Below are 15,566 nucleotides of genomic sequence, written 5' to 3'. Positions count from 1 at the left end.
CCATCAGAAGACTCGCTTTCGCCGATCACCGCCACCCCGAAAACCTCCGTGTCGTGTAGTGTGGGGTAATGCAGGAAATTTATATTTAATTAACTGTTTTTATTATATATTTTCACTCAATCATTAAGCGTAAACAAACGGTCGTTTGAGGTTGCATTCGATGGATCAGTACAGCCGCGCGAAGATGGGATATATGGTCCAGGCCATGAGCAGCACCAATCCAAGGATGAGGTAAACGGCGAGCTCCATTGCCGTCAGACGCAGGCGAGATCGCTTGTAGTCACGCTCAAACTTCAGGAAACGCCGCAAATGAATGAAAGGCTTCGCATGGGGAGGCTGATCGGAGAGGTGGCTGCGGAAATCTGAACAGCCGGGATAAGTGGATTTTCTGCTCAACAGCAGCCCATACGCATTTATTCAGCGCAATCTGGCATGAATCCCGCTGTGAACGTCCATCCTCAACGGTTTTTAAACACCGGTGCCCGGCGTTCGAGAAAGGCGGTCATTCCCTCGCGCCGGTCGTCCAGGGCGAAGCTTGCGTAAAGGAGACGGCGTTCCGAATAGATGCCGCCTGCGAGATGGGTCTCATAGGCCTGATTAACAGCTTCTTTGGCCAGCATCATCACCGGACGCGAGCGCGCGGAGAGGCGCTTTCCGACCTCAACTGCCAGCGGCAGATGGGCTCCGGGCGGGGTCATGCGGCTGATCAGTCCGCGCTGCAGGGCCTCCTCGGCGGGCATGATCCGCCCGGAGAGGATCATATCCATCGCGACCGCCTTGCCGACCAGCCGGGTCAGCCGCTGCGTCCCCCCCGCGCCGGGGATCACACCAATGCCGGTTTCCGGCAGACCAAAGCCCGCTGTCTCATCTGCGATGATCAGATCGCACATCAGAGCCAGTTCACAGCCGCCTCCAAGCGCGTGGCCTGCGACAGCGGCGATCACCGGCTTGCGGCAGGTTGCGGTACGCTCCCAGGTGGCGGTGATCAGCTCTTCGGCATAAACATCCGCGAAACTCTTATCGAGCAACTCACGAATATCGGCGCCGGCCGCAAAAGCGCGGGATGACCCGGTCAGAACGATCGCCCCGATCGCATCATCCGCTTCATAGCTGTCGAGCGCCTGACCGAGTTCGATAGTAAGCTGCCTGTTTAAAGCGTTCAGTGCTTCCGGCCGGTTCAGTTCAATGATGCCCACGGGACCGTCACGGCGCAGTTTCAGGGTTTCGGGGGGCATGTCACTCTCCGTCATCAGAAAGGCAAAAGCCGCCGGGCGGAAGCGGGGCGGCCCAGCATTTATGACAACATATTTTCACATTTGCAGCAAGCGCTGTGATATACCCGCGACCGGGGGTGGGGGCCGCATCAAAAATTCGGCCCGACTCACTCTCCGCCACGCCTATGCTGCAGTTGCAGCAAGGAGTTAGGCAAGGGGGTTACACTTCTCCGCCCTGCTGCTCTCCGATGCGCGCCATATTCTGGCGCAGCATATCCAGGTAGTGCAGCGCATGGATCATGTCATTGTCTGACATGCCCTGCATCGCGTCACGGTAGTAATCAGCGATATCGCTTTGCATGGCCCGCCACCGGGTCCAGCCCTCATCCGTCAGGGTGATCAGCCGCGAGCGATTATCATCGGGGTCAGGAAGGCGTGCAATCAGCCCGCGCACCTCCAGGCGGGACAGAACGCCCGTAAGGTTTTGACGACTCACCATAAGAAGCCGCGCGAGATCCCCGACCGCGATGCCATTCACCCAGCGATCACGCACCAGAGCGCCAAGGACTGCCCACTGCTGGGTGGTCACATCGTGACGGTCGAGCGCGCGGGTGCCGGTTTTGTTGAGCAGGTTGGCGCATTGGTAAAGCCGGAAAGCCACCCGGTTGGACAGGGCGGCGGTGAAGATTTCGGATTCGTCTGGCGCTTTGCTCATGGCACTCACATTCCGGGTTCCCCGACGCAGCGTCAAGGGGCGCAGTTGCTGCGTCGCGGCGTGGGATCTCAATTTTTATGTAAATAGATTGACACATCAAAATTGTGCTTCTACCCTGATTTTCAGGGAGAGACAGATCGAAGGCCCTGCCCGAGGCGGGAAAGTCAGAGCTGAAGCCCAAGGATACTCAGCACGAATCGATCTGTCCGCGTCAGGCGGAGTGTGAAATGCGCGGACTGAATGGGAAAACCGTTGTCATAACCGGCGGCGGGGGCGGTATCGGATCGGCGACCTGTCTTCGCTTTGCTGAAGAGGGTGCGAAGGTCGCGGTGCTCGATCTGAACGCTGATGCTGCACGCCGCGTTGCAGATCAGATCAAGGCTGCCGGCGGGCAGGCTCTGGCCATCGCTGTGGATCTGACCGATTTCGAGGCGACTGGTCAGGCGGTCGCGGCCATTGAAGACGCACTCGGGCCTGTTGATGTGCTGGTTAACAACGCAGGTTGGGACATCTTCACCCCCTTCCTGAAAAGCGGGCCGGAATTCTGGTCGAAGATCATTGATATTAACCTGCGCTCGGTTCTCAACATCACCCATCCTGTGCTGGAGCGCATGGCGGCACGCAGATCCGGTCGCATTGTTTCGATTGGCTCGGACGCTGCGCGCGGCGGATCATCCGGGGAATCCGTCTATGCCGCCTGTAAGGCCGGCGTCATTGCCTTCAGCAAGACCATTGCCCGCGAACATGCCCGCCACAACATCACCGCCAATGTTGTCTGCCCCGGAGTGACCGAGACCGCGATGCTGGAAGCTTTCATGGAACCTGCGGGTGACAAGGAAAAGTTGCGGGGCGCGTTTACCAGGGCCGTTCCTTTGGGCCGGCTGGGCCAGGCCGAGGATCTGCCGGGGGCCATCCTGTTTTTTGCCAGCGATGATGCGGCCTTTGTGACCGGGCAGGTGCTCTCGGTCTCGGGCGGTCTGACGATGCACGGGTAAGGAGATCAGCATGGACTACACCGATATCCTTTATGCGGTGAAAGACGGTGTGGCGACGATCACCCTCAATCGCCCCGACAAATACAACGCCTTTCGCGGTCAGACCTGTGAAGAGCTGATCCACGCCTTCAACCGGGCGGGATGGGACAAATCGATCGGGGTGATCGTTCTGACCGGCGCGGGGGAGAAAGCCTTTTGCACCGGCGGCGATCAGTCCGCGCATGAAGGGCAATATGACGGGCGCGGCACCATCGGCCTGCCGATGGAGGATCTGCATTCCATCATCCGCGATGTGCCCAAGCCCGTGATTGCCAAAGTGCGCGGCTTTGCCATCGGCGGCGGCAATGTGCTCTGCACGATCTGCGATTTTACCATCGCGGGTGAAAGCGCCCAGTTCGGTCAGGTCGGCCCCAAGGTCGGCTCGGTGGACCCGGGCTATGGCACCGCCTTCCTTGCCCGCGTTGTAGGTGAGAAGAAAGCGCGTGAAATCTGGTATCTCTGCCGCCGGTATAAAGCCCATGAGGCCCTGGCCATGGGCCTCGTCAATGCTGTCGTGCCCGACGCCGATCTCGACGCCGAGGTGGAACGCTGGTGCGCTGAGATCATGGAGAAATCGCCCACCGCGCTCGCCATCGCCAAGCGCAGCTTCAACATGGACACGGAACACCAGCGCGGCATTGCCGGAATGGGGATGTATGCGCTGAGCCTCTATTACGACACCGACGAAAGCAAAGAGGGCGGCGTGGCCTTCCGCGAAAAGCGCAAACCCGATTTCCGTAAATTCCAGCGCTGAGAGAGCAGATATCGTCGCGGCGGCGGAGCGATCCGCCACCGGACGCCCGCAGCGGTCAGGGAGGACTCAGTGAGGACGATTTTTGACACCGATGAGCTGGAGCAGATCCGTGATCTGGCCCGACGCTTCGCCGTTGAAAAAGTGGCCCCCGGCTATCTTGATCGCGAAAGGCAGGGCCGTTTTGATCCGGCGCTGATGCGTGCAATGGGCAGTCTTGGCCTGATCGCGCCGGAATTGCCGGAGGAGTTTGGCGGCATCGGCGCGGGCTATCTTTATTCAGGCGCGATTATCGAAGAAATCGCCAAGGCTGATTTTACCTTTGCTTATGTCTCTCTGCTTGCCTCGCTGAACGGGCAGATCCTGCGCAGTTTTGCCCGACCGGAAGTGGCAAAGGCCTGGCTGCCGGGGGTGACGGCAGGAGAGCATCTGCTGGCCATCGCCCTGACAGAACCCAAGGCCGGATCGGATGCGGCAAACCTTGGCCTGCGGATGGAGCGGCAGGGTGGTCATTACATTCTGAACGGCGAAAAGACCTCGATTTCGGCCAATCAGATTGCCAAGGGCGTCATCACCTTTGCGCGCACCGGCCGCGCTGAGGATCGCGCGAAGGGTGTCTCGGCCATTTTGGTGCCACTGGATCTGCCGGGGATCACCACGTCGAAATTCGCCAATATGGGGCAGAACTCGGTGGGCCACGGCTCAATCTGGTTCGACAATGTGCGGGTGCCGGCAGATCACCTGCTGGGCGAAGAAGGCCGTGGCTTTGGCCAGGTTATGCAGGGCTTTGACTTCTCGCGCAGTCTGATCGGCCTGCAGTGCTTGGGCGCTGCCCGCGCCAGCCTGAATGAAACCTGGGCCTATCTGACAGAGCGCGAGGCCTTTGGCCGAAAACTCGCGGAGTTTCAGGGTATCACCCATCAGCTGGCCGATTTCGACACGAAAGTTGAAGCCGCGCGGCTCATGTCGATGAACGCGCTCTGGCTGAAAGATCAGGGGCATCCTCATACCGCTGAGGCGGCCATGACCAAATGGTGGCCTCCGCTTCTGGCCTATGAGGCGATCCACTGCTGCCTTCTGGTGCATGGTCATGCGGGCTACAGCGACGGTCTGCCTTTCAATCAGCGTCTGCGCGATGTGCTGGGGCTGCAGATCGGGGATGGCACGGCGCATATTATGAAAAATATCATCGCCCGCGAGCGGATCGCGCAGAAAGGGTGAGAGCATGAACGCCACCACCCCCATCCTCGAAGTTGAGGGCATTGAGCGCCGGTTTGGCGGCCTCGTTGCCGTGACGGGCGTTGATCTGCGGCTGATGCCGGGCGAGATCTTCGGTCTTGTCGGCCCCAATGGCAGCGGCAAGACAACCCTCACCAATGCGATCACCGGGTTTTATCCGCCCAACAAAGGCCGCATCCGTCTGGCGGGGGAAGATATTACGGGGCGCAGACCCCACCGCATCGCGGCGCTTGGCGTGGCGCGGACGTTCCAGAATCTCGCCCTGTTTAACGGCCTGACCGTGCTCGATAACATTATGCTGGGCCGCCATATTCACATGCGTCCCGGCGTTTTTCGCACGGCGCTTTACTGGTGGCTTGCGCGTCCGCAGGAAATTGCCAACCGCGCCATCTGCGAAGAGATTATCGAGTTTTTGCAACTCGAAGGCATTCGTCACGAGATGGTGGATGGCCTGCCGATCGGGCTGAAGAAGCGTGTTGAGCTGGCCCGGGCCCTCGCCGCCGAGCCGCGGCTTCTGATCCTCGACGAGCCGATGGCCGGGATGAACCAGGAGGAGAAAGAATATATGGCCCGCTTCATCCTCGACGCCCGCGCTGAGCGCGGCGTAAGCGTTTTGCTGATCGAGCACCATATGGATGTGATCACCGGCATCTGCGACCGCATGCTGGCGCTGAACTATGGTGAGATGATCGGGACCGGCATCCCGCGCGAGGTTATCAAAGACCCCCGCGTGGTTGAGGCCTATATCGGGCGCGGCCATGCAGACTGAGCAGCGCACCCTGATCAGCTATCTGACGGAACACGCTGCCACCCGCCCCAATGGCATTGCAATGCGCGAGAAAGAGCGTGGCATCTGGAAAGAGATGACCTGGCCGCAGTATTGCGATGAGGTCACGGCATTCGCCGCAGCGCTCGAAGCGCTTGGCGTGGGCGCGGGACAGGCGCTGATGATCCTCGGCGACAACCGGCTGCGGCTTTACGCGGGCTGGCTAGGGGTGACCATGCTGCGCGGCTATGCCATGCCCACCTATCCCGGCGCCACGCTGGACGAGCTGCGCCATTTCTCGGGCGAAGTTCCGATCGCGGTGGCGCTTGCCGAAGATCAGGAGCAGGTGGATAAGGCGCTGGAACTGCGCGCCGGCGGCGCGCGGATCGATCACATCATCTATGATGACCCGCGCGGAATGGCGGGCTATGAGGCCGAAAATCTGCACTCCTGGGACGAAGTCCTGCGCCAGGGCCGTGCGCGGCTGGCGGCCGAACCCGGGCTGGCAGCGCGGCTTCACGCTCTGGCCCAACCCGGCGATCCGGCGGTCTTTCTCCATTCCTCCGGCACCACCGGCAATCCGAAAGGGATTGTGCTCAGCCATGCCAATGTGATCGGAGCGGCCTTTTCCAGCCTGCATGGCGGGGTGTTTGGCAAGGATGAGGACATCCTCGCCTATCTGCCCATGGCCTGGCTGGGTGACACCGCCGTGACCGTGGGGGCGGCCGTCACTTTTGGCTGGAGTGTGAATATTCCTGAAAAGCAGGAAACCGTGATCCGGGACATGCGCGAAGTGTCGCCGACCTTCTATTTCTCAGCCCCGAGGGTCTGGGACAATATGCTGACCCAGATCCAGATCAGCATGGCCAGTTCGACCCGGCTGAAACGCGCGGTCTATCACTTCTTCATGAACCGTGCCGAAGCTGCTGAACGTCGCGCCCTGCAGGGGCAGCCTGCGGGGGCGGGCGACCGGCTGCTGCGCGTGCTCGGCGAATGGCTGGTCTTTCGTCCGATCAAAGATCAGTTCGGTCTTTTGCGGATCCGCAATGCCTTTTCCGGCGGCGAGGCGCTTGGCGAGGACACGTTCGTTTTCTACCGCGCGCTCGGCGTGCGGCTGCGCCAGCTTTACGGTCAGACCGAGGTGTCAGGCTTCTCAGCCGCGCAGCGGCCTGAGCAGGTGAAACTCCACACCGTCGGCAGCCCCCTGCCCGGAATGGAACTGCGGTTCTCTGAAGCCGGTGAAATTCTGCTGCGCGGCGAGGGGATTTTTCACGGCTATCATGGCAATCCCGGGGCGACGGCGGAAAGCCTGTCTGACGGCTGGCTGCAGACCGGCGATGTCGGCTATCTGGAAGACGACGGCCAGCTGGTCGTTCTGGGCCGCATCTCTGAGGTGGTTCATACCGCAGCTGGTGAGCGCTATGTCCCCAACTACATCGAGAACCGGCTCAAGTTCAGCCCCTTCATCAAAGATGCCGCCGTGGTGGGCGCGGGGCGTGACTGGCTGACCGTCATGCTCTGCATTGATTTCGATGCAACCGGGCATTGGGCGGAAACCAATGCGGTGCCCTATTCCTCCTATGCGGATCTCTCACAGCGCCCTGAAGTGGCAGAGCAGCTGGCCGACGCGATCCGGCGGGTCAACGCCACTCTGCCGCAGGGGCTGACAATTCGACGCTTTGTGAGCCTTCACAAGGAATTTGACCCAGATGACGGCGAGATCACCCGCACCCGAAAGCTGCGCCGTAAGGTTGTCGAGGCCCGCTATGCACCGGTCATCGAGGCGCTGCATTCAGGAGCAACGGAAGTTCACGTCGAGGCTCAGGTCACCTATGAGACCGGCGCCACCGGCGTGGTTGAGCGTATGCTTCAGATCCGGGAGCTTGAATGATGGATTGGTGGTTTCTGGCTGAACTGACGGTCAACGGCGCGCTGACAGGGCTGCTCTACTCGCTCTTCGCCATCGGGCTGGTGCTGGTCTATAAATCTTCCTCGGTGCCCAACCTGGCCCAGGGCGCGCTGACCATGGTCGGGGCCTATGTGGTGGTCGAGACCGCCCGCATCGCGGGGCTCCCGCTCTGGGTGGCTATTCCGCTCGCTATGGCGCTGATGTTCGCGCTTGGGCTTGGAATTGAGCGGGTGGCTTTGCGCCCGCTGGCGGGGCGGCCGATCATCATGATCCTGATGATGACGCTTGGGATCGATATCTTTCTGCGCTCGACGACCATGGCGATTTTCGGCGGCACGTCGCGGCCGCTGGGGCTGAATGTCAGCTATGATCCGCTGTTCGTCGGGCCGATGCTGATCTCGCGTATCCACCTTGTGGGAGCGGCCGTGACACTTCTGCTTTTCGCGCTTTGCGTCTTTTTCTTCCGGACCCGGATGGGGGTGCGGTTGCGCGCGATCTCGGATGATTACATGGCCTCCTGGTCTGTGGGCATTGCGGTGGAACGCGGGGTCGGTCTCTCCTGGGGGCTTGCGGCGATCTCCTCGACTGCTGCGGCCGTGATCTGGGGAGAGATCCAGGGCGTGAATGCGGGGCTTGCCCTGTTGCTTCTCAAGGGGCTGACGGTTGCGGTTCTGGGCGGGCTCGACAGTCTCTTGGGTGCAATCGTCGCGGGTATTATCCTGGGGGTTCTGGAAAGTGTCGGCTCCAATTTCCTCGACCCGCTGGTTGGAGGTGGTTCGCGCGATCTGATCGTGGCGGCGGTGCTGGTGCTGACCGTGCTGCTGCGCCCGCATGGCCTCTTTGGCCGCCATGACATTGAGAGGATTTGAGCGATGTTTTTCCGCCAGTCCGGAATCCGCCATACCGACTACGTTGCTGACAGCTGCCTGTTTCGCATTCCGGCTGACCGCAACCTGGTGTTGGCCTGTCTGCTGCTTGCGCTGGTCGCGCCACTGGTGCTGCCGGTTTATCACCTTAACAGCTATCTGCTGCCCTGGCTGATCTGGACGGCGGCGGCGCTCGGGCTGAACCTTGTGATCGGCTGGGCAGGACAGTTGCACCTGGGCTATGCGGCCCTGATGGCGGTCGGGGCCTATACCTCGGTTCATGCTGCCCGCTTCGGTCTTCCGTGGGAGCTGGCCTTTCTGCTCGGCGGTCTGCTTGCGGCTGCGATCGGCAGCCTCTTTGCCTTTGCGGCCCTGCGGGTGAAAGGGCTCTATCTGGCGCTGACCACGCTGGCGCTGCAGTTCGTCATGGACTGGGTGCTGTCGCATTCGCCCTGGCTGACGGGCGGCTCTCATGCCTCGCTGCAGGCTCCGACGCTGAAACTTCTGGGGCTTCCGGTTACCTCTGAGGCGGGGCGCTATTATGTGGCACTCGCCTGGTGCGTGCTGGTGACGGTTTTTCTGCTGAACCTGCGCCGCACCGGCCTTGGGCGCGCCCTGGTCGCGGTGCGTGAGAAGGATTACGCCGCTGCCATTCTGGGGGTCAACAGCTTCTGGTTTAAGATCGTGGCCTTTGCGACTTCGGCCTTTATCGCGGGGATTTCAGGCGCCGTTCTCGTGGTCACCTATTACTTCCTCGTCACGCCTGAGCAGTTCACCGTTGCCGTCTCGATTCAGCTTCTGGCCATGGTGATCGTGGGCGGACTTGCCAGCATCATCGGAACTTACCTTGGGGTCTTGCTGATCCTTCTGGCACCGGGGCTGATCAATATGCTCTTCGGCCAGATCACGGGCGTGCTTGGCATCCGGCTTGCACCGGAGACTTTTGCTCATATCCCTTCGGCAGTTTATGGCGCCCTGGTCATCGCCTTCCTGATTATTGAACCGCTTGGGCTTGGCCGGATCTGGCGCAATATCCGCGATTACCTGCTGGTCTGGCCCTTTGATCAGATCAAGAAATAGGAGGATGCCGTGGCACAAATGACCCCTCCGCTGCTGGCTTTGAACAGCGTTGAAGTGCTCTATGACCAGGTCATCCTGGCGATCCGGGGTATCTCGCTGGAGGTGCCGAAAGGCGGCATGGTTGCGCTTCTCGGCTCAAACGGGGCCGGGAAATCGACCACGCTGAAGGCGATCTCCGGACTGCTGAAGCCCGAACGGGGCAGGATCAGCCGAGGGTCGGTCAGCTTTGACGGCAAGGTGATCGGCGACAGCCCGCCCCAGGACCGCGTGGCAATGGGGATCTGCCATGTGATCGAAGGCCGGCGCGTCTTTGAGCATCTGACGCCGGACGAAAATCTTGAAGCTGCGGCCCCGATGTCGATGTCGGGTGCCGCCGTTCGGGCCGAAAAAGAGCGGATTTATGAGTATTTCCCCCGCCTTGCAGAGCGACGGAGGTCTGAATCGGGCTATCTCTCGGGGGGCGAGCAACAGATGCTGGCAATCGGTCGCGGACTGATGACACAGCCCCGGCTGCTGATGCTTGATGAGCCGAGCCTTGGCCTTGCCCCCTTTCTGGTCACCGAGATTTTCGGGATCATCCGCCGGATCAATGCCGAGCAGGGCCTGTCCGTTTTGCTGGTTGAGCAAAACGCCATCGCCGCACTCGATGTGGTCAGTCATGGCTATCTGATCGAGAACGGCCGCATCGTGATGCACGACAGCGCAGAGGCGATGAAGGCCAATTCGGACATCAAAGAATTCTATCTCGGTGGCGGGGAAGGCAAAAACTTTCACGACATCAAGCACTACAGGAGACGCAAGCGCTGGCTGTCCTGAAGGAGCAGGCATCCGGTTCAACATTAACGGGAGGAGACGGCAATGAACTTCGTCAGTCTGATGAAAGGCGCAGCCCTTGCGGCGGTGCTGGGAACCACGACCACCCTGGCCCCGATGCAGGCAGCAGCGCAGGAGACCTTCAAGGTCGGTGTCTGCTATGATCTGAGCAAAACCTATACCTTCATCTCACCTCAGGTGGTCCAGGCCGCTCAGGATCTGGCCGCCCTGATCAACCTTGACGGCGGCATCGGCGGCAAGCCGATTGAGGTGATCGTCCAGGACCATGGCAATGAACCTCAGCGCGGCATTGAATGTTATGAGCGGCTGCGCCGTGAGGGGGTTTTCGTCTTTGAGACGCTCTCCACCCCGGTCGCCATCGCGCTGATCCCGCGCGCCATGCGCGACGAGGTGGTGATGATGCAATCCCTCGTCGGGCGCGGGGATGCGATCGACGGCTCGGTTTTCAAGTGGATCTTCCCGGTCGGACCGACCTACTGGGGCCAGGCCGCGAATGATGTGGCTTTCATCAAAGAGCGCGAAGGCACGCTGGAAGGCAAAAAGATCGGCTTCATCTATCTGGATTATCCGTTCGGACAGGAGCCGCTGCGCATTCTCGAAACCCTCGCCGAGAAGGAGAAGTTTGAACTCAAGCTCTATCCGGTGCCGCTTCCGGGTAACGATCAGGCCGCACTTTGGACCCAGGTGCGTCGCGATAAGCCGGATTATATGATCAGCTGGATGTTTTCAAACGGTCACGTCGTGGCGTCGCGCGAGATGAAGCGCAACGGTTTCCCGATCAGCAAGTATATCTCGGTCAACTGGCTTAATGAGGTCGATCTCAAAAACATCGGCGCAGAGGAAGCCAAGGGCGTGCTGCGCGGCACGAACGTTGCGGGCAGCAAGGATCTGCCAATTATCAAAGATATCGTTACCCGCCTTTACGATCAGAACAAAGGGGCGGGGCCGCGAGAGACCATTGATGACGTTTACTATAATACCGGCCTTGCGATGTATTCCTCGATCTTCGAGGGGGCCCGGATCGCCCATGAAAAGCATGGCTGGCCGCTCGATGCTGCCAAGCTGCGTGAGGGTCTTGAGAACCTGAAGGATTTTGACGCCAACGGCCTCTTCGCGCCGGTGACGGTCACCGCAGAGGACCATGGCGGTGGCGGCAAGACCCGTGTCGAAATGTGGGACGGTTCCACCTGGGTGCCGCAAAACGACTGGACCGCTGCCTATCAGGATGTGATCTGGGATGTCGTGAAGCAGTATTCCTCGCAGTTCAAGCTGGACTGAGCGAGGGAGGTCACAGACCGCCGACCCTGCGAAGACCGTGCAAAGGGCTGCCAGCTGGCGGCCCTTTGTCGTTCTGTTGCCGCCACTCGTGCACTCTTTATCCTCCGAGCCGCCTGCCCGGCCAATGTCAGACGTGCAGGGTGGCTGGACGACGACTGCGCGCTGGCCGCGTCCGGTGGCCCGGCAATTTTGGGAAGCGGTCAACTCTCTGACGAATCTTGTTGGCCAGGCGCATGTGCATGACCGGTCTTTGACCATTTTCCATAGTGTCCGAAGCCTGCGAACTTCCGCTTGAAACACTGTGCGTGGCTGAGGCCGCGTAAGGTCCCTCAACCGACCCCAATGAGCCAACCGTGCAGGATATCCGCGATTTTGCGCTGAAGCGTGTGCGCGATACGAATGCTCAGTCTCAGGCGCTGGAGAATGACTGCAAACGCGGGGCGGAATACCTTGGAAGCAGCACGCCCAGGGCATTGGAATGCCTGATCACCCTGATCCCGATGGGGTCTGAACAAAAGCAAGGGTTTCGGGTCCGGTTAACCGCCATCGACAAGCTGCTTTGCCACAACCGGGAGGGCGCCTGGTGGTGCGAATTCAAACAGAGCATCGAGCTTCTGGGCAACAATGGCCAGGTTGTTGATCCCGCGCTGTTCGTCGGACAGCGGTTGGCGGGTCTGGCCGAAGCCTCCGTCGAGCGGGTGCGCTTTATTGGCGTTCCGGGGAATTGGACGGTCGTCTGGGGAGGCGATTAAACAGCCGGATGGACCGCTCATAATGGGGAGGCATCGGCTGCAGACGCAGCGGCGGGTCGTGCCCCGGGACATGGTGTAGGTTAGGCGATCATCAGCTTTGTCATTTGGTTCGGGTTGCTTACACCCCCAAGTTCATTTTTCATTAATGAGAATTGATGCAGCCAGTTTGAGTACAGCTACCTTTTCATCAGGTTCTTTTTCGGCTTGTCGAAGGTAGTTCTCTGCCATCATCCGCAGTGTCTCTCGGCAGAAGGCTACCCGTTTCGCCTCAGCGACAAGCGCCGCCGCAGCTGTGATCTGAATGTCAGTCAACCGTGCCGGGGTCTGGGACATGGTGTTGCTCTTCGTTTGCCGGGACCAGCATAGCATATTTACCAGTGATACGCCTCCCTGCTTCCCGTTTATGAGCGGACGCCTTCTGTCATACTGGCAGGTGGAAGGCGTGTCTCTTGAGGAGGATCAGAGCGGATGCGGGCTGCCGATGGTCGTAATGTTCACAACGCCCTCGGGACCCAACTGCATTGCGACGATATGCCATGTCACGCCATCGACCTGCATGTGAACCGGCCGGGAAGCGTAACAGATCGCGGCAGCTTGGCCTGCGACTGACGTGTGCATACTCCCTCGATATGCAGATCTGCCGTCGATGTCCGTTCGGAGCAAAAGATCTACTGTCGCTTCAAAGCAACTCGTGTCGGTTTGCACTCGTGCCGGGCCTCTAATCCTCATCGCCGGATCCTTTGCTGACCAGCACAGCGTAGTCGCTCTGTGATTTCATTCAAATAAAATCACAGGCGGAGATTGACCGATGGCATATGCTCCCGGCCGCCACCGCCTCCTGAGATGGGGCACAACGACGCCGTGGGAGGGCGGTTACATAATCAAGCTGGCTGGAGGCAGTTTGGCGCGAAGAGTTCTTAGACCCGATGATCGCTGTGTGAACTGACTGGGTCGGCGGCCTCTCCCACTGCATTCTGCATTCGAGGGTTGCTCCAGTCTTGCTGGTGCCGAGCCTCAAGAATGGGGGAGAGACCAAATGCAGCGTAGCATATTTATCGGGCTGGATGTCCATAAGGCAACGATCTCGGTTGGGGTCGCAGTCGGGGAAAGAGGCGGAGAAGTCCGCAGCTTCGGAACTGTGCCCAACCGCCCTGACCACGTGCGCAAGCTGGTCGAGAAGCTGGCTTCAAATGGCGCGCAGCTTCATTTCTGCTATGAGGCTGGCCCATGCGGACATGGTCTTCACCGACAACTGGTCGAGTTGGGGCATGAGTGCATTGAGGTTGCACCGTCCCTGATCCCGGTGAAGGCCGGTGACCGGGTGAAGACAGACCGGCGCGATGCGCTGATGCTGGCGAAATTGCATAGAGCTGGGGAATTGACTGCCGTCTGGGTCCCTGATGCTGCTCATGAAGCGATGCGCGATCTTGTTCGGGCACGAGCCACGGCCATACGGGTTGCAGGCAAGGCGCGGCAGCATATGCAGGGCTTTCTGCTGCGCCATGGGCGGAACTATCCGGGCAAGAGAGCCGAGATCGACGAAATCTGCTGCCGTTACGACAGCACTGCCTGCGATGCGGCTCATAATCTGCTTCGGGATCGACATCGAAAAGTCCGTTATCGTAAGGTGGTCCGAAATATGTGCCAAATTTCAGACATCAGCAAACGATGACGCCTCGCGCAGTCTTTTATCGGGGTGACAGTCGGGGACTTCGGTCGGCAAGGTTACTTGATCTGGGCCGTCGAGCTTGGAAGAACTGTCGTTCTTCATCAATTCCACCCAGCGAGATGGAACCGATATGCGCGAAGCACCGACAGATTATGTCAGCATTGCCTGGACACGGCCCGTTAACTGGCTCAGGTTCACGGATCTGCCGCGAGACATCGATGCGGCGGCAGCGAAGAGCCGTACCATCCGCTATCAACGTGACCTGATCCGGAGATGGGTTCAGGAGACCCAGGGCAGGCTCGTCCACGAAGAAGCAGTAATGGAACTTTCACCTGACCGGGCAACGCCGCAGGCCGTCTCAGTCATAGAAGCTCTGCGCAGACAACATCCCTCTGCGACATTCCTTGCTGTGGCTTTCCCCCGCGCGAACGGCTGGCGGCCCCATGTTCATCTTGAGGCCTTGTTACTCAAGGGCCGCTACCACCTGCTGGATCCTGATTCCTATATCTCGGCCGCGTTCAGCTTCGATCCGTCAACGCATTTCTCAGACTGGGAGACGCAGAATGCCTCTCATCGGGGGCAAAAAGCTTGCCATCGCGCGGAAATTCTCGCTGCGATCGCTGCCCTTGATCCCATGTCGCTTACCCGGAAAGCAGAGGCCCTGAACGAACGCGGGTTCACAACTCATACGGGAAAGGCTTGGACTAAGGACAATCTCGCAAAATTCCTCAGCTCACCGGCTCCAATGCGGGCAGATCCAGCAGGATAAGATTTTCAGGCATCAGATCCTGCTCTCCTCTCCACCGGTAGACGCAGGGCGCAAAGGGATAGTCGAGACAGAGGGCACGCGGGTGCTGCAGGGCCGGTGCGCCTTCCATTTTGTAATGGCCTGCAAAGACGCGAGGCGCAGCATGTGGATAGACTGCCGCGCGCCATTCTGGCGGCAGGTCGCCTTCCGGCAGTTCATTCACATCCGGCACGGACAAGGCAGCGCTGCGCCAGGTCTGATCATCACGCCACCATGCAAGCCGGACTTCATGGCGGGCCTCACCCTTGAAATCGTGAAACGTATAGGGGGCCGGGAGGCTGGCTTCACGTCCTGAGGTAATCTGTTTGACCGCACGGCCGAACTCGCTGTTTTCGCGGCCAATTTCCGGCAGATCCTCCTCCCGGAGATACCCGTCAGGGCGTCGCTCTTTGATAATAGTGATGAGCGCCTCGTCCCAGAATGCGTGCACCACGCGCAGATCCGGGCGATCGATGAACAAGGGCAGGTGGGTGAGAAACCATGCGCCTTCGGTGAGGGCTTCGTGGGTCTCAAGGCCATAAGCGTCAAGGAAACTGTCATGCTGTTTGCGGTTCTTTTCGGAATGCGCCCGCAAAGGGACGCCGGCCACATCTCTGCGATGATAAAGAATAGCATTCAGCTCATGATTGCCCATCACCGCCAGCGCCTCGC

At 59.9% G+C, this 15,566-nt stretch carries 16 protein-coding genes and 1 pseudogene; 12 read left to right on the top strand and 5 right to left on the bottom strand.

Annotation, left to right across the window (positions count from 1 at the left end):
• Positions 1-165 precede the first annotated feature (165 nt).
• From EP867_RS17475 to EP867_RS17465, 3 genes are all read right to left on the bottom strand, one after another.
• Positions 166-396, bottom strand: a complete 231-nt coding sequence (locus tag EP867_RS17475; RefSeq protein ID WP_128490746.1) for a hypothetical protein — start codon at positions 394-396, stop codon at positions 166-168.
• A gap of 62 nt (positions 397-458) precedes the next feature.
• Positions 459-1,235 carry an enoyl-CoA hydratase-related protein gene (locus EP867_RS17470; protein ID WP_128490745.1) on the bottom strand — a complete coding sequence of 259 codons (777 nt, stop codon included), beginning with the start codon at positions 1,233-1,235 and terminating at the stop codon, positions 459-461.
• Positions 1,236-1,434: 199 nt separating this feature from the next.
• Positions 1,435-1,929, bottom strand: coding sequence for a MarR family winged helix-turn-helix transcriptional regulator (locus EP867_RS17465; RefSeq protein ID WP_128490744.1), 495 nt, complete (start codon positions 1,927-1,929; stop codon positions 1,435-1,437).
• 227 nt (positions 1,930-2,156) lie between these two features.
• Here EP867_RS17465 and EP867_RS17460 point away from each other — a divergent pair, with 227 nt between their 5' ends.
• The 10 genes from EP867_RS17460 (at position 2,157) to EP867_RS17415 (ending at position 12,438) form a co-directional block, all read left to right on the top strand.
• Complete coding sequence (locus EP867_RS17460; protein WP_174722353.1) at positions 2,157-2,924, top strand: SDR family NAD(P)-dependent oxidoreductase; 768 nt, start codon at positions 2,157-2,159, stop codon at positions 2,922-2,924.
• A gap of 10 nt (positions 2,925-2,934) precedes the next feature.
• A complete protein-coding gene (gene badI / locus EP867_RS17455) occupies positions 2,935-3,717 on the top strand; it encodes a 2-ketocyclohexanecarboxyl-CoA hydrolase (protein WP_128490743.1) in 783 nt (260 codons plus the stop codon).
• Positions 3,718-3,786: 69 nt separating this feature from the next.
• Positions 3,787-4,935, top strand: a complete 1,149-nt coding sequence (locus EP867_RS17450) for an acyl-CoA dehydrogenase family protein (protein WP_128490742.1) — start codon at positions 3,787-3,789, stop codon at positions 4,933-4,935.
• 4 nt (positions 4,936-4,939) lie between these two features.
• Positions 4,940-5,722, top strand: coding sequence for an ABC transporter ATP-binding protein (locus tag EP867_RS17445; RefSeq protein ID WP_128490741.1), 783 nt, complete (start codon positions 4,940-4,942; stop codon positions 5,720-5,722).
• Positions 5,712-7,610, top strand: coding sequence for an AMP-binding protein (locus tag EP867_RS17440; protein WP_128490740.1), 1,899 nt, complete (start codon positions 5,712-5,714; stop codon positions 7,608-7,610). The genes EP867_RS17445 and EP867_RS17440 overlap by 11 nt, the downstream gene beginning before the upstream one ends.
• Positions 7,607-8,497, top strand: a complete 891-nt coding sequence (locus EP867_RS17435) for a branched-chain amino acid ABC transporter permease (RefSeq protein ID WP_241656957.1) — start codon at positions 7,607-7,609, stop codon at positions 8,495-8,497. Before EP867_RS17440 ends, EP867_RS17435 begins: the two co-directional genes overlap by 4 nt.
• 3 nt (positions 8,498-8,500) lie before the next feature.
• Positions 8,501-9,574: a branched-chain amino acid ABC transporter permease gene (locus EP867_RS17430; protein ID WP_128490739.1), complete on the top strand. Its 1,074-nt coding sequence runs from the start codon at positions 8,501-8,503 to the stop codon at positions 9,572-9,574.
• Between the two features lie 18 nt (positions 9,575-9,592).
• Positions 9,593-10,390: an ABC transporter ATP-binding protein gene (locus tag EP867_RS17425; protein WP_128490748.1), complete on the top strand. Its 798-nt coding sequence runs from the start codon at positions 9,593-9,595 to the stop codon at positions 10,388-10,390.
• A 42-nt stretch (positions 10,391-10,432) separates the two neighbouring features.
• A complete protein-coding gene (locus EP867_RS17420) occupies positions 10,433-11,686 on the top strand; it encodes an ABC transporter substrate-binding protein (RefSeq protein ID WP_241656956.1) in 1,254 nt (417 codons plus the stop codon).
• Between the two features lie 353 nt (positions 11,687-12,039).
• A complete protein-coding gene (locus EP867_RS17415) occupies positions 12,040-12,438 on the top strand; it encodes a hypothetical protein (protein WP_128490738.1) in 399 nt (132 codons plus the stop codon).
• A 132-nt stretch (positions 12,439-12,570) separates the two neighbouring features.
• On the opposite strand, the gene EP867_RS17410 is transcribed toward EP867_RS17415, so the two are convergent.
• Positions 12,571-12,771: a hypothetical protein gene (locus EP867_RS17410; protein ID WP_128490737.1), complete on the bottom strand. Its 201-nt coding sequence runs from the start codon at positions 12,769-12,771 to the stop codon at positions 12,571-12,573.
• Between the two features lie 703 nt (positions 12,772-13,474).
• Between EP867_RS17410 and EP867_RS17405 the strand changes: the two are divergent.
• Positions 13,475-13,966 (top strand): annotated as a pseudogene (locus EP867_RS17405) (IS110 family transposase); the annotation flags it as partial.
• Positions 13,967-14,186: 220 nt separating this feature from the next.
• The gene (locus EP867_RS17400) at positions 14,187-14,876 is read left to right on the top strand and encodes a hypothetical protein (protein WP_128490736.1); all 690 of its coding nucleotides are present in this window, start codon (positions 14,187-14,189) and stop codon (positions 14,874-14,876) included.
• On the opposite strand, the gene EP867_RS19915 is transcribed toward EP867_RS17400, so the two are convergent.
• The coding region (locus tag EP867_RS19915) for a metallophosphoesterase family protein (RefSeq protein WP_164888928.1) at positions 14,836-15,566 on the bottom strand (731 nt) is incomplete at its 5' end. The genes EP867_RS17400 and EP867_RS19915 overlap by 41 nt on opposite strands.

Source organism: Falsigemmobacter intermedius (assembly GCF_004054105.1).
Taxonomy (GTDB): Bacteria; Pseudomonadota; Alphaproteobacteria; order Rhodobacterales; family Rhodobacteraceae; genus Wagnerdoeblera; species Wagnerdoeblera intermedia.
Note: the sequence above shows the minus strand (reverse complement) of the source record. Positions and strands in the feature narration are given on the sequence as shown.